The sequence below is a fragment of the Streptomyces kanasensis genome (genome assembly GCF_043077165.1).
Classification (GTDB): Bacteria; Actinomycetota; Actinomycetes; order Streptomycetales; family Streptomycetaceae; genus Streptomyces; species Streptomyces changanensis.
In genome coordinates, this window is sequence record NZ_JBIBSF010000001.1 from 206,127 (window position 1) to 230,552 (window position 24,426).

Consider the following 24,426-nt stretch of genomic DNA (forward strand, 5'->3'; position numbering starts at 1 on the left):
CTTCGAGACCGGTCGGTCAGCTCTTGGCGGCGGTGCCGTCCAACCCCGCGAGCTCGGCCACCGGCATGTCGGCGAGGCCCAGTTGCCGTGCCGTGCCGAGCAGTTCGTCCAGGCGGCCGGATCCGGCCGGCATGAGCTTCGTCAGCAGGGCGGACACGGTCAGGTTCCGTACGTCGGCGGTGGACACCGAGCCGAGCACCTTCGTCAGGTCCTCGGTGAAGGAGGCGGAGCCGTCCAGCCACGGCCCGGCCAGCGCCTGGGCGGTCTGCGAGTGCCGCACGAAGCCATCGACGCTCTTGCCCAGGGACATCGCCCCGACGATCCGGTCGAAGAAGGCCGACTCGCCGCCGACGATGTTGATGTCGGCGTTCTCCAGTCCGGTGGCGAGGACCGTGGCCTGTGCTTCGGCGACCTGCCGCTGGACGTCGATCCCGGCGAGCCGGATGTCCTTCTCCGCCTCCAGGCGGAGCCGGAACTCCTCGTGGGAGCGGGACGCCTCGTCGAGCGCGGCCATCGCGGCGGCCTTCTCCGTCAGACCCGCCGCCTCGGCCTTGAGCTTCTCGCCGATGGCGGTGGCCTCGGCCAGGGCCTTCTCGCGGGTGCCGACCGCCTCGGCGCGCAGTCGGGCCTCGGTCGCCTCGGCCTCCGCGCGGCCGGCCTTCTCGATGGCGTCGGCTTCCTTCTCCCGTACCTGGACGGCGGCCAGTCCCTCGGCGGCGGCTTCGGCCTGGACGCCCTCGGCGAGGCGGACCTTCGCGCGGGCGTCCATGTCGGCGGCCTTGTGTCGGGCCTCGGCGAGCGTCAGTTCCTCCGCCGCCCGGTGGACGGCGGCCTGCTCGGCGGCTTCGGCGGCCTTGATGTCCTTGACCAGCTGCTCCTGCGCCTCGGCCTCGGCGGCGATGACGAGGGCCTGCCGCTTGCGTTCGGCCTCCTCGACGGTGCGGAGCTTCTTGATGGATTCCTCCTGCTCGGCGACCGTGCGGTCCACCGCGACCCGCTCCCGGATCACCTCGGCGATCTCGCGGCGCTCGGCCTCGACCTCCTTCTCCGCCGAGATGCGGGTCAGCTCCGTCTCCCGTTCCCTCGCGATCACTTCGAGCAGGCGGTCCTTCTCGATGCGCTCGTTCTCGATGGCGATGACCCGTTCGCGGTTCTTCTGCGCGACCGCGACCTCGCGGGACTGGTTCTCCCGCTGGATGCCGAGTTGCTCCTCGGTCCTGAGGAAGGCGCTCTGCGCGCGGAGCCGCTCCTCCTCGACCACCCGGGCGGTCTCGGCCTCCTCCTTGGCCCGTACGGTGTCGATCTCGCGCTTCTGCTTGATCTCGGCGTCGGCTTGCCGGCGCTCCAGTTCGAGGATGGCCTCGCGGGCGTCGACGTTCTGCCGGGTGATCTCCTTCTCCTCGGTGCGCCGGAACTCGTTGGTGCGCACGTGCTCGACGGCCGTCAGCTCGGTGATCTTCCGGATGCCCTGGGCGTCGAGGATGTTGGAGGCGTCCAGCTGGGCGAGCGGCGTCTGCTCCAGGTGGTCGATCGCCGCGTCCTCCAGGCTGTAGCCGTTGAGGTCGGTGCCGATGACCTGGATGATCCGGTCCCGGAACTCGTCTCGCTTGGTGTAGAGGTCGGTGAAGTCGAGTTGCTTGCCGACCGTCTTCAGCGCCTCGGAGAACTTGGCGTTGAACAGTTCCTGCAGCGTGGCCTGGTCGCTGGCGCGGGCCGTGCCGATGGCCTGGGCGACCTTGATGACGTCCTCGACGGTCTTGTTGACGCGTACGAAGAACGAGATGCGGATGTCGGCGCGGATGTTGTCGCGGCAGATCAGTCCGTCGCGGCCCGTCCTGCTGATGTCGATGGTCTTCACCGAGATGTCCATGACCTCGGCCTTGTGCAGGACCGGCAGGACGACCTGTCCGGTGAAGGTGACGTCGACCTTGCGCATCTTCGACACGATGAGCGCTTTGCCCTGTTCCACCTTGCGGAACAGCCGGCTGATGACGAACAGCACGGCGATGGCGATGAGCAGGACGACGGCCATGAGCGCGCCGATGCCCCAAGAGATGGCATCCATGAGGAATCCCCGGATCGAAGGGTGGGAGCTGAGGTGGGAGGGTCGCGGGGTCAGCCGCGGCGGGGGCCGGGATCCAGCGCCTCGTCGAAGGGCGCGACCCAGAAGAACCCGCCGGCGTCGTCGTAGGCGTACAGCAGTCCCGTGCTCCCGAGCGCCAGCTGACTGCCGTCGTCCTGCCGGACCTGGACGACTGCGGTGGAGCCGTCCGTCGCGGCGACCTCGGCCTGGCCGAAGGCCGCGTCCACCCGCCCGGTGCGGATGGTGCAGGTCGAACCGACGAAGTCGTGCAGGGACGGCCCGCGTTCGTCGGGGAAGAGCTTCGCCAGGGGCCGTACGAGCGCCCGGGTCACGCGCCAGGAACCGGCGGAGGAGGCGCACAGCAGGACCACGTCGAGCAGGTGGACGACGAGGTCGGGCCATCCCGTGCGGGCGAGGAGTACGGACCCGGTGAGGCTGGAGGCCCAGGACAGGCCGATCAGCAGCGAGACCGCCACCGAGACGGGGACCCCGCCCAGGCCGAGCGCGCCGGTGTTCACGTCGGTGTCGAAGCCGTCCGGGTCGGCGGCACCCGCCAGCACCAGCGACCAGAAGCCGACGACCACCGCGAGAGCCGCCGTGAACAGCACCGTGGGGAACGTGGTGGTGGCCTGCCAGAACTCGCCCATGAAGTGTCCCCCTTCGCGTCGCCGACGTGGCACGGTGATTTCCGGGCTACGGCATCGGCATCGCGCGCTGTCCCCGGCCCTGTCATGCTGACAGGACGACAAGTCCACGCGCATTGCCGTCTTCCGGCAAACTTGACGTCCCGTTGATGCCGGGGCCGCTCCCCCGGCCACCCCTCCTCCCCCGCTCCGCCCGGGCGGCAGGGGGCCCGCCGGAGGCGCGGCAGCGAGCCGGGAGAGGGCATGACCGGCCGGGGGGCGGGGTACCCCTTGCTCCCTGCGGGAAGCCGCGCGCGAGGCGGGCGGAGACGGCCGGCGGAGGAGGCCGCGAAGGGGTACCGGCCCGCACGCCGGGGACCGCCCCGGCGGCTCGCGGGGGACCGCCCCGGCGGCTCGTCGGGGGCGCGGGCTCGACCGTCTCGACGGCGATCACCCCGCCCGCACCGTGGCCCGCGCCGCCGAGCCTGGTCGGCACCGTCGCGGGGACGCCGAGGGGCCCTGGCCGCCGTGCGGTGACCAGGGCCCCGAGGGGCGGCGGGCCCGTACTGCTGGATGGCGAACCCGATCACGTAGTGCCCGATGGCCGTGAAGGCACGGGCGGCCAGGCCCACCGGGGAACCCGTGGGCCAGCAGCAACGTGACGAGCCGTTCCCTGGCTCGCAGACCGTGGCGGCCGACGGGGACCTGGGCCGCGGGCAGGGGCCGCGCGCGGGGGTGCCGGCCGAGCGCGGCGTGGAACGCCTCCGCCACCGGTCACCGCGTCCCGCCAGGGCAGGCCGTCCAACCCGCCGGATGGTACGGGGGCCTCGCCCGGGATCCTGTCGGCGACGGGGGCGAAGGAGTTCGTCCTTGCCGTCGAAGTGCCGCCAGAGGGTCGCCGGACCGGAGTCGAGGGCGTCGACGAGCATGCGCAGGGTGAGCGCCTGGATCCGCTCGTCGTCGATGAGCCGCAGGGCCGTGTCGACGATCCGCCCGGCGTCCAGCGGGGGCGCCCGCGCCGGTACGCGGGGGGGGGCGTCCGGCTCGCCCACCAGGCGGGGCTTCCGGGTACCGGCTGGGCAGGTCTGCGAACCATGAAGCGGTCACCCTCTCGGCCGGGTCCGCTGCGGGCAACTGGTCCGAGCAGCAGTTTCCGTCTGCTCGTATCCGTTGCCCGCGCGGGGCCGGCCCGCCGTGGGGGTCACGCCGGGGCGGCGGGGCCCGGGGGCAGGTGCACGGTCATGACGAGGTGACAGGTCTCCGTGCCCGCACCGCGGTAGGTGTGGGGCGCGTCGGCGTCGAACGTGGCCGTCTGTCCGGCTTCGACGGGGTGCTCGGTGCCGTCCACCACCAGGGTCATGCGGCCGGCGGTGACGCTGACGGTCTCGAGAACCCCGGCCTGGTGGGGGTGGCTGGGGTACTCCTCGCCCGGTTCCAGTCGCCAGCGCCAGACCTCGACCGGGGCCGGGCCCGAGGTCGTCAGCATGAGCCGGGCCTCACCCCCTCGCGCGCCGGTCCACAGCGGCGTCACGGCGTCGGCGCTCACCACGCGGACGCGGCCCTCCGTCGGGCCTTCCATGAGCGCGGAGACGGAGACGCCGAGGGTGTCGGCCAGTCGGACCAGGGTGGCGAAGTTGGGGTTGCCCTGGGCCTTCTCCAGACCGACCAGGGCCCCCTTGCTGACCTTGGCGCGGCGGCCGAGCTCGTCCAGCGACAGCCCGGCGCGGTGACGGGCCGCCCTGACGTTGTGCGCGAGCGTCCGCAGAGCTTCCTCCGCCTCGGCCATCCGATCACCCTCCTCGCGAGTGGACCACTCCGATGCACCATCCGGTCGTTTGGTTGACATACACCGGTCGGTTCACTGTACGGTCTGGTCGTTCGGTTGAATAGTAAGGGATGGACGTACCGTGATCGCTCTGCTGCTGGCCCTGGGCAGCTCCCTCGCCTACGGCTGTGCCGACTTCCTCGGTGGCCTCGGCGCCCGCAAGGCCCACGTGCTGCGGACCGTGATGATCGCGGCGCCGGCCTCGCTCGTGGTCGAGCTGCTGTTGTGGCCGTTCCTCGGGGCGTCGTTCAGCGCCGACACCCTCGCCTGGGGTGCCGCGTCCGGGGTCGCGTCGGCCGCCGCGTTCGCGCTGCTCTACCGGACCCTGGCGATCGGCCCCATGAACGTGCTGTCGCCCGTCACCGCCCTGGTGTCCGCCATGCTGCCCGTGGGCGTGGGACTGGTGCAGGGCGAGCACCTGGGCGCGGCCGGGCTGATCGGACTGCCGCTCGCCCTGGCCGCGGTCGTCCTGGTCAGTGCCGGTCACGGTGCCGGTTCGGTACGCCCCTCGCGTACGGCGCTCCTGCTGGCCCTGGGCGCGGGAGCCGCCATCGCCCTGCAGCTCGTCTGCCTGCACCAGGCTCCGTCCGACAGCGGCGTGGCCCCGCTGATCGTGGGCCGGGCCGTCTCCTCGGCGGTCACCCTCGCCGCCGCCGGGCTGCTGTACCGCAGGCTCGGCCCGGAGAAGCCGGCGTACGCCATGTCGGCGGCCGCGGGCGTGCTGGACTCGGTGGCGAACCTGCTGTTCCTGCTGGCCGCCCGCAGCGGCGACCTCGCCGTCGTCGCCGTGATCACCGCCCTCTACCCGGCCGGCACCGTCCTGCTCGCCCGTGGCGTGCTCGCCGAGCGCGTCCACCGCGGCCAGCTCGTCGGACTGGGCGCCGCCGCCGTCGCCGTCAGCCTCCTCGCCCTGGCCTGACCGCCCCCTCCCCCCTGTCCACCCGCGCGCCGGCGGCGCCGGCGACGGCCCCCGGACCTCGTCGGCCGGGGGAGGCCCCGGCCGTCCGCTCCACTCCCCCCCCGCCGGGCTCCGGCCGGCCGTCCCGACCGCCGGCCCCGGCCTCCCGGCCGGCCCCCGCGTCCCGACCACCCGCCCCGCCCACCCGCCCCACCCCTGCGCGCCACCCGCCCCTACCCGCGAACGGACCCGCCCGTGACCACCTTCCGCCTCACCCCCGCCGTCGCCGACGCCTTCCCCGGCACCCTCGTCGCCCTGGTCACCGCCGCCGGCCTGCGCGGCCGCGAGCCCTGGCCCGACACGGCCGTCGCCCTGGAGGGCCTGGAGCAGCAGCTCGCCGACGGCACCTGGCGACCCGCCGACGAGAGCGACCCCCGCATCGAGGCGTGGCACGCCGCCTACCGCTCGTTCGGCACCAACCCGCGCCGCGTCCGCCCCAGCGTCGACGCCCTCGGCCGGCGTCTGGCCAAGAAGGGCGTCCTGCCGCGCATCAATCCGGCCGTCGACTCGTACAACGCCGTCTCCGTCGGCCACGGCCTGCCCGCCGGCGCCTTCGACCTCGACCGCGTCACCGGAGACGTCGACATCCGGCACGCGGACGGAGGCGAGGAGTTCACCCCGCTCGGTGAGCCCGACACCGTCGAGAACCCCAAGCCCGGCGAGATCGTCTACGCGGACGCCACCGGCGTCCTCACCCGCCACTGGAACCACCGTGACGCCCACCGCACCCGCGTCACCGAGGACTCCACCCACGTGGTCTTCGCCCTCGAAACCCTCCGCGCCACCCACGACCGGCACCTGCTCGAGAGCGCCGCCGACGAGCTGCGGCGCCTGCTCGACCCGCACGCCGCACGCACCACGGTGCACTACCTCGCCCCCGCCCACCCGGAGGCCGGCCTCTGAGCCCGGGGCCACCGCGGGCCCCGTGCCGGCGGAAGCGACGACATCCCCCAGCCTCTCCGGCGCCACGTCGTGAAGGAATGGCGAATCTGAGAGCGCTCTCAGTCACCTCTCTTGACGCCCTTTCCGACCGCCACGAAAGTGAGCGGCACCCACCACCCCACCCCCCAGGAGTGCACGCATGGCGTCCCCCACGTCCTCCCGCTCGCTCTCCCGCCGCACCCTGCTCACCGCGACCGCGGCCACCGCCACGGCTCTCGCCCTCGGTCCGGGAGGCGGCGCGACGGCCTTCGCCGCACCGGCGACCTGCGAACTCGCCCTGGAAAACCGCTCCCTGCCGGGAACGGTCCGCGCCTACGTGACCGGCCGCGAGCAGGGCACCGGCCGCTGGGTGCTGCTCCGCCCGGGCGGCGGCGTCTACCGTCCCGAGTCCCCCGCCGCCCCGCTCACGCCCCTGCCCGTCGACTGCGCGATACCCCTCCGTCCGGCGGGCGCCGGCCCGGTCGTCCTGACGCTGCCCCAGATGTACGGCGCGCGGGTGTACTTCGTCCGTGACGACCGGCTCGACTTCTTCCTCAACCCCGGGCCCGCCCTCGTCGAGCCCGCCTTCGCCACGCCCGCCGACCCCAACCACGGCCGCGTCTGGTCCTTCGCCGAGTTCACGTTCAACCCGCAGCAGCTGTACGCCAACCTCAGCTACGTCGACCTGGTGACCGCCCTCCCCATCGGTCTGACCCTCACCGGCGACGCCACGCACACCGTCGCCCCGCTCCCGGCCGGCGCCCTCCAGCGGATCGCGGACGGGCTCGTCGCCCAGGCGGCGCGGGACGGCCAGCCGTGGGACAAGCTGGTCATCCGCGCCTCCGACGGCTCGGTCCTCCGGGTGATCTCCCCGCAGAACCTCATGGCGCCGTACTTCGACCGCCCCGCCCAGATGCCGTTCCGCGACGCCCTCACCGGCTACATCGACCGCGTGTGGCAGAAGTACCGCACCACCGACCTGCGCATCGACCTCCAGGGTGGGCGCGGCGTCCGGGTGGGCCGGGTGCACGGGGACGTCCTCACCTTCACCGGTGGCCACGGTTTCACCCGCCCCACGTCCAGGGACGTCTTCACCTGCAACCACGGCCCGTTCACCAACAACCCCGGCGACTCCGACGACCGCAAGGCGCTCCTCGCCCGCCTCGCCGCCGGCTTCAACCGGACAACCCTGCTCACCCACGCCGACCAGCCGAACGGCCCGGCCCCCTCGGACTACTACCGCGACCCGTCGACCAACCACTACGCGCGGGTCGTCCACGCGAACACGCCGATCGGCTACGCCTTCCCCTACGACGACGTCCGTCCGGACGGCCGGCCGGACGTCTCCGGTGCCGCGCACGACGGCAACCCGCGCCGCTTCACGGTGTCGGTCGGGTCGTGACCGGGCGGTGCCCGCCGGACCGGTACCGCCGCGGCCGGTCGTGGGGGCGTACCGCCCCGCGGTCGTGGGGTCGCGCCGCGCCGCGGTCTCAGCCGATGGTGACGACACGGGCCCAGGGCGGCGGGGTGCCCGGCACGTAGGCGGGGCCCTCCTCCTCGTCCCGGCCCGGCGGGCGGCGGAAGAGGGTCGTGGTCGACGGCCGTCAGCACCCCGTCCCACAGGGCGATCCGGTGGATCTCGCCCCGGCACTGGACCCGGTGGGGGTCGGCGGGCTCGGGGGCGGTACCGGCCACCCGTGCCGAGCGGTAGGCCGGTGCCAACGCCGCGGCTCGGGGGCGGTACCGGCCACCCGTGCCGAGCGGTAGGCCGGTGCCAACGCCGCGGCGACGAGCGGGTGCAACCGCTCGGGCGCGACCAGCCCGGCCCGCAGCAGCTCCAGGTCCGGAAGGACCCGGGCCGCCACTTCCGGGAGCACCGGGAGCGCCGCGGCCCGCTGCCGCGACAGCGCCCCGGACGGCGGCCGGCACGTCGGGACGTGGTTGTCGTCGGGGGCGACGAGTTCGAGCACGGCGTGGTTCCGCGCGCCGAGCCGCACGCTGAAGGCCCCCCCCCGGGAGCGGCCTTCCGCCCGTAGCAGGTGCTCCGCCTCGGCGGCCCACCGTGCCACCGCCCACGGGTCGCCGTGGCCGGCGGGCCGGTCGGGTGGCGCCCCGTACGGTGCTCCGACCGCACCGCACCGCCGGGCGAGTTCGCCGCTGCGCCCGGCGTCCCAGAGGTGCGGGTGCAGGTCGAGCCGGAAGCGCCGGTCGGGGTGCGGGTGCGGGTGGTTCCCGGGGGCGGCGCGGTCCCCGGGCCCGTCCCACAGGGCGAGGGACATCCGCTGTCCGGCGTCCGCCCGGGCGGGCGGGGTCCGCACCACCAGCTGCGGCGTCAGGGTGCCGGAGCCGCGGTATCGGGCCAGGGAGAGGGTGAGACCGGGCCGCAGCCGCCCGTCGGGGGCGATCCGGGGCATGTGCCAGCGCAGCAGGTCCGGCGCCAGCCGGCGCAGGTCCGCGCGGAGACGGGTGGCGAGGTCGGTGCCGTGGCGGTCGCGCACGGCGCGCACGTCGAGGTCGACGTCGATGCGGGCGGCGGCGCAGGCCCCCGCCCAGTCGCCGGCCGCACGCCGTGCGGTGGCGGTCTCGATCATGGACGGTGGCTCGGCGTACTGGCGCACGCGCTGCCACATGAGCAGACGCGGGGTCGGAATCGCGATCGCGGGGTGATGTGCCATCAGCACTCACCTTGCTCGTACGATTCCTCCCATCCGTATGAGAAGAGGTTGGTCATCGCGGGCATCGTAAGCAGGGCGACGACGATCTGTCAGTCCCTTTTTCGCGGACCCGGATGGGACGGCGTGCTCGTCAGCACCCGCCGCAGTTGTGGTAGGTCACGTCCCAGTGATTGCCCTCGTCGGCGTAGACGTTGCCGGAGCCGGACCTCCACTGGGGTGCGCCGTCGCCCGGGCGGGTGCCGAGGTAGGTGAACGCGTTCTTGATGTGGTTCCCGACGCAGGTGTACTTGCTGTAGTCGAGCTTGTAGCCGTTCCCGTGCGAGTAGGTCCCGCCGGCGTGGCCGGTCTCGGTGGCGCCGGTGACGTTGAGGGCGCAGCCGCTGGCGCTCCTCAGGGTCTGGGCGCCCTTGGCGGTGGCCAGGTTGAGCTGTTCGAACGACGTACAGGTGGGCTTGTTGCGGTCGGAGCAACCGCCGGACGACGACCACGTGATGCCGGACGAGCGGAACATCGAGGTCGCAGTGGCGTGACTGATCTCGGTGACGGCGTGGGCGTCGGTCGCGCCGCCGACGAGCCCGGAGCCCGGGGGAATACCGCCCCGAGGATCAGGGCGAGGGCGGTGAGCACGGAGCGGAGCCGCATGGGTACCTCTTGCGGACGCGGGTGCGGTGCGGGTGCCGGTGCGATACCGGGACGAGCGGTGCGGGTGCTGGTGCGGGTGCCGACACCGGGACGGGCGGTGCGCGAGCAGGCGGGGCAGACAGATGGTGCCGGAGCACCCCGTGGTACGCCAGGGGTGCCTCGGGCACGCCGGTCACCAGCGCGCGACCGCAGAAGGGACGCCAGGGGCCTCTCGTCGGCTGGTGGCGCGGTGACGGCGTTCACTCGTCCGGGCGGTCCTGCGGCCGCCGGCGAACCGGGGCCCGCGCCGGTGTCGTCCTCGGAGACATGCGCACCGACGAGCAGCACATCGCCGTACCCGGGCCCGGGATCCCGGTCCTCACCGCCCCGGACGAATCGGTCCTCAGCGCGCCGGGGCCCTCGGCGGCAAGGGGCCGCCACCGGCGCCACCACGGTGCGACGCGGATGGCACGAGATGCCGCCCCGACGTACCGCTCGCCCCTCACGTGACGTGGCTGACCGCGAATCGACGCTCCTCGAAGCGCTTCCCAACCTGGCAGGGGGCATGGTGGAAGGACCGAAGGCCGTGACTGGTGGGCAGAGCGAACTACCCCGTCTGCTGACGGCGGCGGAAACGGCAGCGCCGGCGGACGCCATCGACGTGATCGCGGAGGACCTGCGGCGGCGTTTCCAGGCCACGGAGACCTCCTTCCTCATCGTGGACCTCACCGGGAAGGCGGTGGCACGGCTGTCCACCGCCGGGGCAGGAGGGAGTGGGCGGGAAGCGGAGCGGATCCCCCTGTTCGGCACCGTCTACGAGCAGGTCATCCGTACCCAGCGGCTGTACTGGGAGTCGACCGGCCGAGGGCAGCGGGTGATCGTGCCGGTCACCAACAGGGGGGACGCGATCGGACTGCTGGAGCTGTTCCTGCCGGCCGACCCCGATCAGGACGTCCTCGCCGCAGTCGGGGAGGCCGCGCACGCCCTCGCCTACATCGTGATCGCCAACGGGCGCTTCACCGACCTCTACACCTGGGGCAAACGCTCCAAGCCCCCCAGCCTCGCAGCGGAGATCCAGTACCAGCTGCTGCCGCCGTCACTGTCCTGCGAGGCGGCGCAGTTCACCCTCTGCGGGAACCTGGAGCCCTCCGAGAACCTCAGCGGCGACACCTTCGACTACACCCTGGACCGCGACACCCTGCACGTGTCGATCACCGACCCCATGGGTCACGACATCCGCGCCGCCCTGGCCGCCACGGTGCTGGTCGGCGCCCTCCGGGGGGCCCGCCGCGCCGGAGCCGACCTGATCGAGCAGGCCGACCTGGCCGACCGGGCCCTGTCCGAGCACGGCCACGGCCACGCCACCGGGCAACTGCTGCGCATCCATCTCCCGACCGGGCGCGCCGGGCTCGTCAACGCCGGTCACCCCTGGCCCCTGCGTCTGCGCGGGGACACCGCGGTGGTGATCGCCTGCGAGGTGGACCGCCCGTTCGGACTGTCCGTGGTCGCGCCCCACCACTACCGCGTGCAGGACGTCGACCTGCGCCCAGGCGACCGACTGCTCATGATCACCGACGGCATGCTCGAACGCCACGGCGAGCAGGTCGACCTGCTCGACCTGCTGGAACGCACCCGGCACCTGCACCCGAGGGAGACCGCGCTGACGCTGACGTCCGCCGTCCGGGACGCCGCCGGCGGCCGGCTGGAGGACGACGCCACCGTGATGTGCCTGGACTGGCACGGCCCGCAGGAGACCCAGCGCCACGTCAGTTCCGGCGCGGACACCGGGCAGGCGTCGGCAGGCCGCCCGCGGCAGCCCCTCTGACATCTGCCTTCCTCCCCCACGAGGGGAGCGCCCCCCGGCCGCGCGGTGGCGCGGCGCCTGCCCGGACGGTGGCACCTGCCGGGGGCGGTCGGGCCCGCCCGGACGGTGGCGCGGCGCCTGCCCGCGCGGTGGACGGAGCCGGCGACGCCGGCCGTTCGGGGCCTTCTCCGGTGACGAGGGGCCGACCGGGGGGCGCGGGGCCGTCCGAGCGCGGCGCCGCCCCGGCGCAGGACCGCGCTCGGACGCAGGTGGCACTCGGGCGCAGGACCGCACTCGGGCGTGCGCCCGAAATTCGGTGCAGCCGGTCATGGGCGTCTGCGAGCATGCGGCAATGCGTGACACCCTCGAACAGCTGGTCGTACGGCACACCCACCGCGTCCCCCTCCCCGCGGAGGCCGTCGGACGCGCCGTGTCCGCCGCGGCCGCGGACCCTGGGGGTCAGGGTGCCGTCGCGGCACGGCAGTTCGACACCGCGCTGATGTCGGTGGGCTTCAAACTGTCCGCGCGGCTCCTGGAGCACGTGTCCGGACTGTCCGAGGGGGCGGTCCTCGACACCGCCGTCCGTACCCTGCGCACGGTACGTCAGATGGTCGGCGACCACGTCGAGCACAACGTCTACTTCGTGGACTTCCCGGCCAACGTCCCCGACACCCTCGACTTCTGGTTGGGCTGCATCGCCGAGGCCCTCACCGACGACCGCGTGCGCGACAGCACCCTCGCCCGGCTGAGCGCGGGCGTGGTGGACCTGCTCACCCTGCCCTCGTACGGACGTTACCGCCACACGTACGCCGAGGTGCTCGCCGCGCACGACGAGTTGACCCCCGCCCTGGGTGACCGCATGACGGTGCTGCACCCGGGCGGTCCTGGAGGACGAGGTCACCGCGCTGTACCTCGCGCTGGCCGGCAGCAGCATCCCGCTCGGCGAGGACGCCCTGCGCGACCTGCGGCTCCTCGCCGGGCACTGCGCGGACGGGCCCCAACCGGCGGCGATACCCGTCCGCGAGAACCGCGCGCTCGTCAACCGGGCCCGGCTGGCGGTCGGCGCGGAACCGCTCCTGGACACGGTCACCGACGTCCTCCGCCTGGCCTGCGCACTGTCGGACGGTGACGTGACGCTGCGGGAGCCGACCCGGTTCCGCGCGCTGTCGCGGCCCGTGCGCCGCGCGCTGCTCGCGGGTCTGGACGCGGTCGTCGCGGCTTCCCCCGACAAGCTCGCCGACGTCACGGCGCACCGGGAGCCCTTCAAGCGTCTCGGGGAGCGCCTGCACCCGCACGAGTACCCCCACTGGCCGCACGCCGCCGACGTGTTCGCCGTCGCGCGCGGCGAGAAGGAGGCGCGGTCCTTCGACAGCCGGGTCGAGGAACTGCTCGGCGCGGACGACGTCGCGGGGGCGGTACGGCTGCTGAAGGCCGCGCCGGGCCGGTTGTTCCGGTCCGTGGACCGGCTGCTGCGCGTGGCCGCCACCCAGGAGGAGCGTGACGCTGTGGTGGCCGCGGCCGAGGAGGTCGTGGGCCGGGTGTCGGGCCGGGTGGTGTTGTCGGTGCGGGAACACCTGCACAACCGCGCCGGGGCGACCGGGGAGCGCCGGGTCTTCGTGGGGCGGTCGGGTCGTGCCCGGGTCACCGACGACGCCCGCCCGCCCGTACCGCCGGCGGAGCGCGAGCGCTTGACCGCCGCGCTCGACGACGAGCTGCGCCGCCGGCTCCCGGCCGTGGACCGGCTGCTCGTCGACCCCGACGTGCTCGACGTGGCCCTCCCCCTCAGCGGCAAGGCCACCACGTCCGGCCTGGGCGTCCTGCCCCGGGGCTCCCTCTCCCCCGTCGACGGCGAGCTGCTGCGCTTCTTCACGTACTGGAGGCAGACGGAACGCCGCACCGACTACGACCTGTCGGCACTGATGCTGGACGCCGACTACGGGAGCGTCGGCTGGCTGTCCTACACCACGCTCACCGAGGTGGAGGGCGAACACTCCGGGGACATCACGGACGCGCCCGACGGTGCCTCGGAGTTCGTCAACCTGCGTCTGGGCGCCGTGCGCGGCGCGTTCGTCGTCCCCCAGGTGAACATCTTCGCGGGTGAGGGGTTCGAGGAGGCCGCGGAGTCGTTCTTCGGGTTCATGCTGCGGGACACCGAGCAGGCGGGCCGCCCGTTCGAGCCGCGCACGGTGCGGATGAAGTCGGAGCTGCGCGGGACCGGCCGCGTCGCGCTGCCGCTCGTGTTCCTGCGGGGACCCGACGGCCGGTGGCGGGCGAAGTGGCTGCACCTGTACCTCAACGGCCAGCCGGAGGCCAACCGGGTCGAGGGGAACAAGGCGTCGGTGGCGACGCTGCTGCGCGGCATCGTCGAGCGCGACTACCTGACGGTCGGTTACCTCACCGGGCTGTTGGCCGAGCGTGGCACGACCGTGATCCGCTGGGACGGGACGACCGTCCCGGACGGACCCGTCACCTACGTCGGCCTCGAACGGCCGGAGGGGTTGCACCCCGGGTCCCGGGTCATCACCCCGGGAAATCTCCGCGACGTGATCCCGGACTGACTGTTACCGTGGGCGCCGGCGAGGCCATGAAGGGGCTTCCTCCTCACAGCGCTCATGAACCAGCCCCTCCGCTTTCCTCGCCCTCGACTTCGGCCCTCCGCACCGAACGGTGCCGGAGGGCCGCGTCGTCTCCCGGCCCGGCCGGTCGCTGGCCCCGTCCGCGGCATCGGGCCCACGACGGGCGGAGCGACGGTGGCCACACCCGTACGAGCATGCGCCGACGGCCCCTCGGGGCCAGGCGGGGACGCCGGTCAGCCGAGGTAGTCCGCGCGCCCCTCGTCGTCGAGTTCGAAGGGGCCTTCGGGGATGATGCAGAACTCATTGCCCTCGGGGTCGGCCATCACCAGGAACCCGCCGCCGGCGTACTCGTCGAGCCGGCGCCCGCCGAGCGCTTCGACACGCTGTTGCTCCGCGGGCGGATCGGGTGAGGTGATGTCGAAGTGCATACGGTTCTTGACCGATTTGGGCTCGTCGGTGCGCTGGAAACCCAGGCCCACACCCTTCTCGCGCCGCAGCCACACATAGGGCCCCACGCGTCCTACGACCGGCCTGCCGAGCAGCCCGGACCAGAACGCGGCAAGCCGCTCGGGGTCAGTGGCATCGACGACGAGGGTGTGGATGTGCAGGGGCGCGTCCGTCATGCCCTGATCCTCTCAGGCCACACGGGCCGCTCGGCGTCGTCACCACCCGCACCGCGTCACCCTGGTGACGGGCCGTCCGATTGCCGTCGACCCGCTGACCGGCGTGATGACCGGTGCTGCGGCCGGAACCCGGCGGCGGGAACCAACGGTGTCCCCCTCGGCAGGAAGCCCGTCGGACATCGCCGGGACAGGACGTGTGCACGCCGTTCGGCGGGTCCGGGCGGACGCGGGGTCCGGCGGGTCACTCGTGACGGTTGCCCGCGCGTGCCGCGCGCCCGTACCGCCACCACGGTCGGGCATTCTGGCCGTATGCACGCCTATCGGGTCGCCACGACTCTGGCCGCGGCCACGCTCACGCTCGCGGGCTGCACCTCGGTCCAGGCCGACCACCCCGCACCCCCGCCGGTTCTCGCGGAGGTACCCGTCACCGACGGGTCCCCCGCGCCCATGCCGCCGGTCCCCGCTCCGGCTCCGGCCGCCGCGCGCGAGGAGCTCGCCGGCGCCGGCCGGACCCCCTCGCCCCTCCCCCGTCCGAAGGTCGGCCGGGCCGACGAGCCCACCCCTCCGCCGGGCCGCGTCCAGCAACCGCGGCCCCCGCGGGCGGACGTACCGGGGCCGCGGCACGCCGCGCCCCCTCCGCGGCCCGCCGCGGCACGGCCGGCCGCCCCGCGGGGCCCGGTGGGCCGAAGCCGGCCCGAGCCCCGCAGCAGCGTCCCGATGCGTGAGTTGTGCACGGCGGCCCACGGAACCGTCGACCCGGCGATCGTGGCCCTCTGCCGACGCAGCTACGGCTGACGGCCGCGCGGCCCGGCCCCGGCGGGACGGGAGGCCCGCCATTCCGTCGGCGTGCCAAGATCCGGGAATGAGCGAACTGACGGTCCGTCCCCGCACCGACGACCACATACCGGGCTGCGTCGAGGCCCTCGCCACCGTCCACGCGGCCGACCGGTATCCGGTCGACTGGCCCGCGGACCCCGAGGGGTGGCTGACGCCCCCGAGCCTGGTCGGAGCGTGGGTGGCCGTGGACGGCACGGGCGTCCTGGGACACATGGCCCTCACCCGCCCCACGGAGGCGCTGGCGGCATCCGTGGGGTTGCCCGCCCGACGTCTGGTGGCCGTCGCGCGGCTCTTCGTCGGTACCCGTGCCCGCCGGCGCGGGGTGGCCGCGCGGCTGCTGGAAGAGGCGGCGGAGGTGGCCGTGGCGCAGCGGCTCACGCCCGTTCTGGAGGTCGAAGCCGGCGCCACCTCCGCCATCGAGCTGTACGAACGCACCGGGTGGTCCCGCGTCGGCAGTACGGTGGGCGACTGGACCACGGCCGACGGCCGCGCCGCGCGGCTGCTCTCGTACGTCGCCCCACCGCGTGTCCGCACGCCGGGGTGACCGCCGACGGTGGGAGCGGACAGTCGCAGCGTCCCCGCGTCCCCGGCCGCCCTCAGCCCGTCCTCATCAGCGGGATCCGCCGGGGCGCCCGGTCCCCGGACACGTCACGGGCAGCTTCGTCACGGCCCGTGAGGTACCGGGCGGGCGCCACGGCCAGGACTGCGGTCACCACCCGGGCCCCCGCGTCGAGGACGTAGTGGTAGCGGCAGTACACCACCGCCACGGTGAGCAGACCGGTGACCGCGGCCATGCGCGTTTGGCCCACGCCGGGGCGGCCGACGCGCGCACCGCGAGCGCCGCGGCCCAGGCCCCCGCCACGGGGGAGGAGGGAAGCAGGTGCCGGGCGGGTCCGTCGCCGCCACCCTCCGGGCCTGGAGGGGATGGGCCACGCAGCCCTGGAGGTGCTCGGGGGTGAACGCGCCGTGCAGGGTCACCACCGGGCCGACGAGCGGCAGCAGCAGGAAACCGAGGCAGCACAGGTAGCTCGCCGTGCACCTCGCGAGGACGTAGTGCGAGGGACTGCGGCCCGGACGCGTGGAACAGCAGCGGCCCGCAGGCCAGCGGGTGGAGGGTCCGCAACCAGGCGAGGACGCGCGAGGGGAAGCGGCCCGGGGCGTACGCGCAGCCCGTGACGAAGGCGCGAGGACCGCTTGGAGGCACAGGATCGGCGCCGCGCCGGGCACGTGGTGGCGGCCGAGGGTGACCGCCGGCCCGGCCGGCGCGAGGCAGCCGGGGGTGACCTTCTCGACCGGGCGCAGCCGAGGCGGCCTCCGGGTGTCCGTCCGGGACGGTGCGCGTACCGGCCCGGCAGGGGTCGGCCCCGTGGGCGTCGGCCCGGCGGGGGGGTCGCCCGGCGGGCCGGGCCGGCACGCGCACCGTGCTGCTCATGTGGCCGAGCGGGTGGCGGGGACGGTGTTGCCGCGCTTGCTGTGCGCCGTTCCGAAGACGAGGTCCCAGTAGGGACAGCTCACGCCGAACCCGACGCTGTCGTCGCGGAAGTGGTGCTGCATGTGACGGCGTCGCAGGTGGCGGCCGAGGCGGGTCGTGGGCCGCCGGTGGTGCAGGTGGTGGTGGAGCGTGTCGTAGACGACGTACCCGACGAGGAAGCCGGACGCCGCGGCGTAGCCGCGGTGCGCTACCAGGAGAGCCTGGAAGCCCAGGACGACCGCCACGGCGGCGGGGAGGCTGACGACGGGCGGGAAGACGAGACGCAGGGCGTCGTTCGGGTGCTCGTGGTGCACGCCGTGGACCGTCCGGTGCAGCCGCTGCTCCCAGCGGCCGGGCGGGACGTAATGGAACACGATGCGGTGAAGCCAGTACTCGGTGAGGGTCCATACGAGGTACCCCGAAAGCATGAACACGGCGCCGGCGAGCCATCCTCCCGTCACGACGCCGGCAGTGGCCAGAATCAGCGCCACCGGCCCGTGGAGCAGGGCGGGAACGGCCGGATGGGTCCGGGTCAGGCGGTCCACGCGGGCGGACGTGAACGACGGAGGCGAGGCGCGCGGCGCGTCCGCGCCGCGGGCGTGGTCGAGTGCCAGGGTGTCCCCTTCTCGAACGGCGGCGGCGCGTCAGCGACGCGGGCGTCACCCAGCCCACCACCGAAGATAACGTAGCGCGCCGGAACGGATACTCTGCGCTATCGATCGGGGCCACCAGGTGACGGGCAGGAAGACGATGTCAGACGTCAGCGGAGCGGCGGCCACGTGGCTGGGCCTCAACCAGGCTCGGGAAGAGAGCCGTTACCCCTTCTTCCGCCGGATCACGGGGCGCCCGGCCCCGGGCGAGGTCGACGTCGAGGGGGTGCGGGCCATCAACGCGGCCGCCCGTGACTACCTGGGGCTGGCGGCGGACCCGCGCGTCCGTGAGGCGGCGTCGGCCGCGGCCCTGGAGCTCGGCGCCTCCCGCTCGGGATCGCCCGTGGTGATCGGCACCTGGTCGGTGTACGCGGAGCTGGAGGAGGAGCTGGCCGACTTCCTGCGCCGCCCGGCGGTACTGCTGGCGACGACGGGGTCCCAGGCCAACCTCGCCCTGGCCGGTCTCTTCGGTGAGGACCGCGCGGTCCTCGCCGACCGGCACAACCGCGCCTCCCTCGTCGACGCGGTACGGCTGGGAGCGGCCAGGAGCCGCCGGTTCCGCCACAACGCCCCCCGCCACCTGGAGCGGTTGCTGGCGGAGTCGTCCGCGCAGGGGCTGCGGCCGGTGGTCCTGACCGAGGGGGCGTTCTCGCTCGGCGGGGAGCTGGCCGTCCTGCCGGAGATCGCCGAACTGGCCGCCCGGCACGCGGCCCTGCTCGTCGTCGACGGAGCGCACGACATCGGCGTCGTGGGCCGCTCGGGGCGGGGAGCCGGTGAGCACCTGTGCTGTGAGCGGACCATCGACGTACTGACCGGGACCTTCTCCAAGGCCTTCGGTGCCGGCGGCGGCTTCCTCGCCGCGAGCACCGACCTGATCGAGCACTGTCGCAGGTTCGCGCACGCCACCGTGTACTCGGCATCCATCCCGCCCCCCCACCGCCGCGGCCGCGCTCGCCGCGCTCGCCGCGCTGCGCATCATCCGCGACGAGCCCGAGCGGCGTGCCGTCCTGGCGCGGCGGGCGACCCGGCAGCACGACGGACTGGCCGAACGGGGACACGCCCGGCCGGACTGGGGCGAGCCCCGTCGTCAGCTCCCGGCGGGCGACGCCGACCAGCGCCTGCGTGCCTGGCGGGCACTGCTGGAGGCCGGCGTGTTCACCGCGCCGTTCATGCCGCCGGCCGTCCCGCCCGGCCAGTCCCTGCTGCGGCTGTCCGTCACGGCCGCCCACACGGAGGCACACGTCGACCGCATCGTGGAGGTGGCGGGCGAGCTGCTGCCGGCCGGCGGCAGGGCCGGAGAGGTGGAGGGACCGGCCCGGTGTCCCGCCTGACGCGCCAGGCGCCCGCGCCCCGCCACCACCACCCGGATGCGTCACGGGGCGCCCGTCACCCCCGGCCGCTCCCCCGTCCCGCGGCCCACGCCGTCCCGAACCGGAGACCACCCATGCCCCTCACGTACGACAGCCTCGTCCCGATCCTCGCCGACGTCACCGGAGTGAGCGAGGACGAGATCAGCCCGCAGACCACGCTGCTCGACGTCGAGATGGACGCCCTCCTCCTCGTCGAGCTCGCCGTCGTCCTGGCGGAGCGCCACGGCGTCCACCTCGCGGACGACCGGAACCTCACGCCGTCGACGACGATCGCCGACTTCGTGCGGTGCCTGACCGAGCGGGGCTGCCTCGCCGGCGCCGTCCCGTCCGTCCTGGACGCGTCGTGATCCGTGACGTGGCCGTCACCGGGATCGGACTGGTCACACCGGCCGGCGTCGGCGCCGACGCGACCTGGCGGGGCGTGTGTTCGGGGCGGTCGTTCGCCGTCGCCGGTGACCCGGTGCTGGCCGGACTCCCGGTGGACTTCTCCTGCCGGGTCGGGGACTTCGACGCCGACGACCACCTGCCGCGGCGCACCGCCAGACGCACCGACACCTTCATCCACTTCGCCCTGGCCGCCGCACAGGAGGCCACCGTCGACGCCGGCCTGACACCGGGAGCCGCCGAACCCACCCGGATCGGTGTCGTCCTCGGTGTCGGCTCCAACAGCCTCCTCGAGTACGGGCGCGTCCTGCGGCACCTCCGGAACGCGGAACACCACCTGGTGTCCCCGTTCGCGCTGCCCCGGAGCGTTCCGAGCATGGCGGCCGGGGAAGTCGCGGCCCACCTGGACTGCCGCGGGCCCAACTTCACCGTCTCCAGCGCCTGTTCCTCCGGAGGGCAGGCCATCGGCATCGCCCGTGACCTCATCCGCTCCGGCACCTGCGACGTCGTACTCGCGGGCGGCGCGGAGTCCGGCCGTTCCCCCCTCAGTGCCATCAGTTTCGCCCGCCTGGGGGCCCTGTCCACCCGCGGACACGACCCGGCCGGGGCCTCCCGCCCCTTCGACCGCGACCGCGACGGTCTCGTCCTGAGTGAAGGAGCCGCCGTCCTGGTCCTCGAACGCCCCGGCCACGCCCGCGCCCGCGGTGCCGCCCTCCACGGCGTCGTCGCGGGATACGGCGCCTCCGCCGACGCGTACCACCCCGTGCACCCCCACCCGGACGGACGGGGCCTGGGACAGGCGATCGGGACGGCCCTGGCCGACGCGCGCATGACGCCCGCCGACATCGACCACGTCACCGCCCACGCGACGTCCACCCCGGCCGGGGACCTCGCCGAAGCCCGCGCCCTCACGCAGGTCTTCGACGCCGCGCCCCCGCCGGTCACGGCACTGAAGAGCTCCCTGGGACACGCGATGGGGGCGGCGTCGGCCATCCAGGTCGCCTGCGCGCTGCTGGCACTGCGGCACCAGGCCATCCCGCCCACGGTCAACCTCGACCACCAGGACGACGCGGTCGGTCTCGACGTCGTCCGCGAGGTGCCCAGGCCCGCACGGTTGCGCACCGTGCTCAGTCCCGCGTACGGGTTCGGCGGAGCCAACACCGCCCTCGTCCTGCGGGTCCCGTGACCCCGTGGGGGCGCGGCGCCGCACCGCCCGGGTGGCTCGGCGGAGACGGACGAGCAGGAGCGGCCGGTCCGCCTCATGGGGGGACGTGGTCGACATCGTCACGTCCGCACGGTAGGGGGCAACGCCCGCCGCCCGGCGCGGAGGTGGGGGAACGGACTCCGACCACCACCCGCACGAGTGATCACGCCCCCGGACTCGGCGGCGGACGCGGACGCGGACTCGGCCGCGGACTCGGCGGCCGACAAGGACACCGCCCCTCCGGACGCCGCGGGCCACGGCCGGCTGCCTCGGCCGGTCGCGGTCCCGCGGGGTCGTGCCGGGGACGGGCGTCCCACGAGGTGCGGGACGTCCGTCGCGGGCGGGGACCGCGGGCGGCTCGAACGGGTGATCTCGGTACTCGGGCGTCTCCCGCCGTGCCGTGGGCCGTTGAGGGGGGTGAGTGATCTTTCCGCGAGAGATGGGTGTGTGATGGAGAAGCTGGACGGTTCCCGGACCTGCGGGGCGCACGTGGCGGTGTTCAACGTGCCGATGGCGGGCCACGTGGTGCCGACCCTGGGGCTGGTGCGGGAGTTGGTGGAGCGGGGGCACCGGGTGAGTTACGCGGTGACGGCCGAATTCGCGTCCCAGGTGCGCGCGGTCGGGGCCGATCCGGTGCTGTACGAGGTGCCGCCCCAGGACGAGGCTCCGGAGGACATGGCCCAGGGCGTGACGCGGGTGCTGGGCGTCAACCTGGGGGCGCTGCCGCAGCTCGAGGCGGCGTTCGCCGAGGATCGCCCGGATGTGGTGCTGTACGACGTGTACGCGTGGACGGGTCCGCTGCTGGCCGCGCGGTGGGACGTGCCGGTGGTGCAGTTGGCACCGACGCACATCCCCTACGACGGGCTGGTGCAGGAGTTCTTCGGCCTGGAGGACATCTCCGCCATCCCCGGCTTCCCCCAGCTCGCCCAGGCGCTGGCGAGCTTCGGCGTGCCCGGCGGGGTCCACGCGCTTACCCTCGCGCCGCCCAGGTGCATCGCCTTCTTCCCCGAGAGCTTCCAGCGGCGGGCGCGGACCGTGCGGGCGGGCGAGGCGCACTGGGTCGGCCCCCTGATCGGCGACCGCTCCTTCCAGGGGTCGTGGCGGGCCCCGGCGGGTGGCGGGACCGTCGTGTACGTGTCGCTGGGCTCGCAGTTCAACCGGCGGCCGGACTTCTACCGGACCTGCGTGGAGGCGTTGGCCGGGCCGGGCCGCCACCTGGTGCTGAGCGTCGGCGCGGAGGTCGCCGCCGCCGGACTCGGCCCCCTGCCGGAGGGGGTCGAGGTGCACGCCCACGTCCCGCAGATGGACGTGCTGGCGGCGGCTTCGGTGTTCGTCACCCACGGCGGCATGGGCAGCGTCATGGAGGCGCTGTCGGTGGGGGTCCCGATTGTGGTGGTGCCACAGATGGCGGAGCAGCGGGTCAACGCCACGCAGGTACACGAGCTGGGGCTCGGTGTGCACCTGCCCAGGGAGGAGGCGACCGCGCGGGCGCTGCGGGAGGCGGTGACGGCGGTGGCCGGTGACGAGGACATCGCCGCCTCGCTGGCAGGGATGCGGTGCCGGATCGAGCAGGCCGGTGGTGCGGTGGCCGCGGCGCAGGTGGTGGAGAAGGTGCTCGCCGACCGTCCGATGAGCACCCGTTGATCCGCTTCCGGAAGGGCGGCGGGCCGCTGGCGGGGGCGGTGGCGGCGGTCCTCGCCTGCGCCGTCCTCCCGGCCCCGGCCGCCGGAACGCCGGCGGCCCTCCCGGACGCACGGACGGCGGGGGACGCGGGCGGGGAGGACGCCGGCCGGGAGCGGCGGGTGTCGGTTCGGGACGTCACGGTGCCCGCCGCGGACGGCACCGGGCTGGCGGCGACGGTGTACGAGCCGTCCGGGCGCGGGCCGCACCCCCTGCTGGTGGTGCCGGGACCGTGGATCCGCCTGCCGCTCGACCACGTGACACTGGTGCGGCGCTACCGGGCGCTCGCGCGGGCGGGGTACGTGGTGGTCGCCTACGATCCGCGCGGTTTCCGCCGGTCGGGTGGGCGGGTGGACCTGGCGGGACCCGCCGACGTCGCGGACGCGTCGCGCGTCCTGGACTGGGCGCTGGCGCACACGTCCGCCGACGCCACGCGCGTCGGCGCCCTGGGGACCTCCTACGGTGGGACCGTCGCCCTGAACGCCGCCGCGCACGACCACCGGGTCAGGGCGGTGGTGGCGCTGTCGGCGTGGGCGGAGTTGGCCGGGGGTTTCCGGATCAACGGCACGCGGGCGGCCGGAGTGGTCCGCTTCCAGGAGCTCTTCGGCAGGGTCGACGGCCGCTACGGGCCGGAGGTGGAGGCGGCGTTCGACGAGGCGGTGACCGAGGACCCCGAGGAGCCGGGGGCGTGGGTCCGGGAGCGATCACCCGCGTCCCACGTGGCCGGTCTGAACCGGCACCGCACCGCGGTGTTCATGGTGGGCGAGTGGGAGGACCCGATCGTCCCCGCCGGTCAGACGGGCGCCTTCGTGGACCGGTTGGCGGGCCCCAGCCACCTGCGCATGTACCGGGGCGGGCACGCCGACAGCCACACCGCCGGAACCGGGCTTGTGGACCGGCCGGAGGCGTGGGAGGCGTCCGTGGCCTGGCTCGACCAGTACGTGCGCGACCGGGGACAGGACGGGCGCGACCCGCAGGGCGGGAGGGGGCAGCGACGATGGCCCGCGGTGGCGCTGCAGCCGCGGACGGGCGGTCCCTTGGAGGAGTACGCCGGCTGGGCGGCCCTCCAGGAAGCGGACCGGGCGGTGCCCCTCGACGGGGGGCGCGGGAGTGGCAGGTTGGTGGCCGGGCTCCCCTCGCCCGCCGAGTCCGGCCCCTTCCCGGTCGCGGGGCCCCTCGACGCGGTCGGTGGGGCGTCGGTGACCTCGTGGCCGCTCCTGAGGCCGCCGACCGCGGCCGCCTACGCCGGCCCGCCGGCGCGGTGGACGGTCGCTCTGCGCGGGCACGCCCTCATCCGGGGCGTGCTGGTGCCGGACGGCCCCGAGGGGACGGTCGTGGTCCACCTGTACGACATCGCCCCGACGGGAGAGGCACGGCTGCTGACGCACGCCCCCTACTCCTTCACCGGGCGACGGCCGGGCGGTGCGCACCGGTTCGCCGTATGGCTGCCGGCGACCGCGTGGGACGTCCCCGCCGGGCACCGGCTGGGCGTCGTGTTCGACACGGTCGACCACCGTTACCTGACCGAGAACCGTGTGGGGCGCGCGCTCGAGGTCGTGCCCGGTTCGGTGCGACTGACCGCGCCCCTCAGGGACGCGCGGGAGCCGTGACCGGCTCGTGGCGGGTCGCGTCCGGCTCCGGGTGGGCGTGGACGGGGCCGAGGCCGGAGGGCGGCGGTGGCGGTGACCACCGCCGCCGGGCACGCCGGAACGGCACCCGGGGATCGGGCCCTCGACGAGGATCGTGGGCCCTGACCGCGGTGCTGCGCGGTGACCGGTGCGGAGGCGACGGCCTCCCCGGCCACCGCACCGCCTCCGTACACCGCGGTGTCGACGCCCGCTGCGGCGCCCCACCGGGCGGCTGGGCCATGGCCCTCACCGCCTGCGGGCAGGCAGTGAGGACCAGGGCCGCGCCGCTGGCCGGCGGCGGTGGAACCGGCAGGCCCGGCAGGTGCGCCGGGTACGAACTGCCGGACGGGCGGGCGCACGTGCAGCGCAGGCAGCTCTCCGTGGTCAGGCTCACCCGATGGCCGGCGCCCGGCAGGCGCCCGGGCGGCCCATGCCGACACCGGCGAGTGGGGCGACCAGCATCGGGAGAGCGGTCCGGGGCCGGATCCGCCGG

The 24,426-nt window shown here is 74.6% G+C and carries 18 protein-coding genes and 3 pseudogenes; 12 read left to right on the forward strand and 9 right to left on the reverse strand.

What is annotated here, in order from left to right; translation table 11 throughout:
- Positions 1–16: 16 nt before the first annotated feature.
- From ACF053_RS00845 to ACF053_RS00860, 4 genes are all read right to left on the reverse strand, one after another.
- Positions 17–2,065 (reverse strand): SPFH domain-containing protein, encoded by a 2,049-nt coding sequence (locus ACF053_RS00845; protein WP_391951789.1) that lies wholly within the window; start codon positions 2,063–2,065, stop codon positions 17–19.
- Positions 2,066–2,115: 50 nt separating this feature from the next.
- Positions 2,116–2,691: a hypothetical protein gene (locus ACF053_RS00850; protein ID WP_391952607.1), complete on the reverse strand. Its 576-nt coding sequence runs from the start codon at positions 2,689–2,691 to the stop codon at positions 2,116–2,118.
- Entirely contained in the window at positions 2,598–3,758 is a 1,161-nt protein-coding gene (locus tag ACF053_RS00855; RefSeq protein ID WP_391952608.1) for a helix-turn-helix domain-containing protein, read from the reverse strand. The genes ACF053_RS00850 and ACF053_RS00855 overlap by 94 nt, the downstream gene beginning before the upstream one ends.
- A 149-nt stretch (positions 3,759–3,907) precedes the next feature.
- Positions 3,908–4,492 carry a helix-turn-helix domain-containing protein gene (locus tag ACF053_RS00860; protein WP_391951790.1) on the reverse strand — a complete coding sequence of 195 codons (585 nt, stop codon included), beginning with the start codon at positions 4,490–4,492 and terminating at the stop codon, positions 3,908–3,910.
- Between the two features lie 121 nt (positions 4,493–4,613).
- Here ACF053_RS00860 and ACF053_RS00865 point away from each other — a divergent pair, with 121 nt between their 5' ends.
- The 3 genes from ACF053_RS00865 (at position 4,614) to ACF053_RS00875 (ending at position 7,812) form a co-directional block, all read left to right on the forward strand.
- Positions 4,614–5,450 carry an EamA family transporter gene (locus ACF053_RS00865; RefSeq protein ID WP_391951791.1) on the forward strand — a complete coding sequence of 279 codons (837 nt, stop codon included), beginning with the start codon at positions 4,614–4,616 and terminating at the stop codon, positions 5,448–5,450.
- A gap of 234 nt (positions 5,451–5,684) precedes the next feature.
- Positions 5,685–6,392 carry a B3/B4 domain-containing protein gene (locus ACF053_RS00870; RefSeq protein ID WP_391951792.1) on the forward strand — a complete coding sequence of 236 codons (708 nt, stop codon included), beginning with the start codon at positions 5,685–5,687 and terminating at the stop codon, positions 6,390–6,392.
- A 178-nt stretch (positions 6,393–6,570) separates the two neighbouring features.
- Positions 6,571–7,812, forward strand: a complete 1,242-nt coding sequence (locus ACF053_RS00875; RefSeq protein ID WP_391951793.1) for a glycoside hydrolase family 64 protein — start codon at positions 6,571–6,573, stop codon at positions 7,810–7,812.
- Between the two features lie 202 nt (positions 7,813–8,014).
- On the opposite strand, the gene ACF053_RS00880 is transcribed toward ACF053_RS00875, so the two are convergent.
- Positions 8,015–9,085, reverse strand: coding sequence for a hypothetical protein (locus ACF053_RS00880; RefSeq protein WP_391951794.1), 1,071 nt, complete (start codon positions 9,083–9,085; stop codon positions 8,015–8,017).
- Positions 9,086–9,215: 130 nt separating this feature from the next.
- Positions 9,216–9,727: pseudogene (locus tag ACF053_RS00885) on the reverse strand (hypothetical protein).
- 544 nt (positions 9,728–10,271) lie between these two features.
- Here ACF053_RS00885 and ACF053_RS00890 point away from each other — a divergent pair.
- Both ACF053_RS00890 and ACF053_RS00895 read left to right on the forward strand, forming a co-directional pair.
- Positions 10,272–11,531 carry a PP2C family protein-serine/threonine phosphatase gene (locus ACF053_RS00890; protein ID WP_391952609.1) on the forward strand — a complete coding sequence of 420 codons (1,260 nt, stop codon included), beginning with the start codon at positions 10,272–10,274 and terminating at the stop codon, positions 11,529–11,531.
- Between the two features lie 331 nt (positions 11,532–11,862).
- Positions 11,863–14,068 (forward strand): annotated as a pseudogene (locus ACF053_RS00895) (hypothetical protein).
- Positions 14,069–14,319: 251 nt separating this feature from the next.
- On the opposite strand, the gene ACF053_RS00900 reads toward ACF053_RS00895, so the two are convergent.
- Positions 14,320–14,709 (reverse strand): VOC family protein, encoded by a 390-nt coding sequence (locus ACF053_RS00900; RefSeq protein WP_391951795.1) that lies wholly within the window; start codon positions 14,707–14,709, stop codon positions 14,320–14,322.
- An 862-nt stretch (positions 14,710–15,571) separates the two neighbouring features.
- On the opposite strand from ACF053_RS00900, the gene ACF053_RS00905 reads away from it, so the two are divergent.
- Entirely contained in the window at positions 15,572–16,090 is a 519-nt protein-coding gene (locus ACF053_RS00905; protein WP_391951796.1) for a GNAT family N-acetyltransferase, read from the forward strand.
- A gap of 52 nt (positions 16,091–16,142) precedes the next feature.
- Here ACF053_RS00905 and ACF053_RS00910 read toward each other — a convergent pair whose 3' ends face one another.
- Both ACF053_RS00910 and ACF053_RS00915 read right to left on the reverse strand, forming a co-directional pair.
- Complete coding sequence (locus ACF053_RS00910; protein WP_391951797.1) at positions 16,143–16,340, reverse strand: hypothetical protein; 198 nt, start codon at positions 16,338–16,340, stop codon at positions 16,143–16,145.
- Between the two features lie 634 nt (positions 16,341–16,974).
- A complete protein-coding gene (locus ACF053_RS00915; RefSeq protein ID WP_391951798.1) occupies positions 16,975–17,562 on the reverse strand; it encodes a sterol desaturase family protein in 588 nt (195 codons plus the stop codon).
- A 205-nt stretch (positions 17,563–17,767) separates the two neighbouring features.
- Between ACF053_RS00915 and ACF053_RS00920 the strand changes: the two are divergent.
- The 6 genes and pseudogenes from ACF053_RS00920 to ACF053_RS00945 form a co-directional block, all read left to right on the forward strand.
- A pseudogene (locus ACF053_RS00920) lies at positions 17,768–18,526 on the forward strand (aminotransferase class I/II-fold pyridoxal phosphate-dependent enzyme); the annotation flags it as partial.
- A gap of 118 nt (positions 18,527–18,644) precedes the next feature.
- Positions 18,645–18,998 (forward strand): hypothetical protein, encoded by a 354-nt coding sequence (locus ACF053_RS00925; RefSeq protein ID WP_391952610.1) that lies wholly within the window; start codon positions 18,645–18,647, stop codon positions 18,996–18,998.
- Between the two features lie 113 nt (positions 18,999–19,111).
- Positions 19,112–19,384 (forward strand): phosphopantetheine-binding protein, encoded by a 273-nt coding sequence (locus tag ACF053_RS00930; RefSeq protein ID WP_391952611.1) that lies wholly within the window; start codon positions 19,112–19,114, stop codon positions 19,382–19,384.
- On the forward strand, positions 19,381–20,607 hold the full coding sequence (locus ACF053_RS00935; RefSeq protein ID WP_391951799.1) for a beta-ketoacyl-[acyl-carrier-protein] synthase family protein: 1,227 nt from the start codon (positions 19,381–19,383) through the stop codon (positions 20,605–20,607). The genes ACF053_RS00930 and ACF053_RS00935 overlap by 4 nt, the downstream gene beginning before the upstream one ends.
- A 468-nt stretch (positions 20,608–21,075) precedes the next feature.
- Positions 21,076–22,269 carry a macrolide family glycosyltransferase gene (locus tag ACF053_RS00940; protein ID WP_391951800.1) on the forward strand — a complete coding sequence of 398 codons (1,194 nt, stop codon included), beginning with the start codon at positions 21,076–21,078 and terminating at the stop codon, positions 22,267–22,269.
- A complete protein-coding gene (locus ACF053_RS00945; RefSeq protein WP_391951801.1) occupies positions 22,266–23,915 on the forward strand; it encodes a CocE/NonD family hydrolase in 1,650 nt (549 codons plus the stop codon). Before ACF053_RS00940 ends, ACF053_RS00945 begins: the two co-directional genes overlap by 4 nt.
- Positions 23,916–24,426 lie beyond the last annotated feature (511 nt).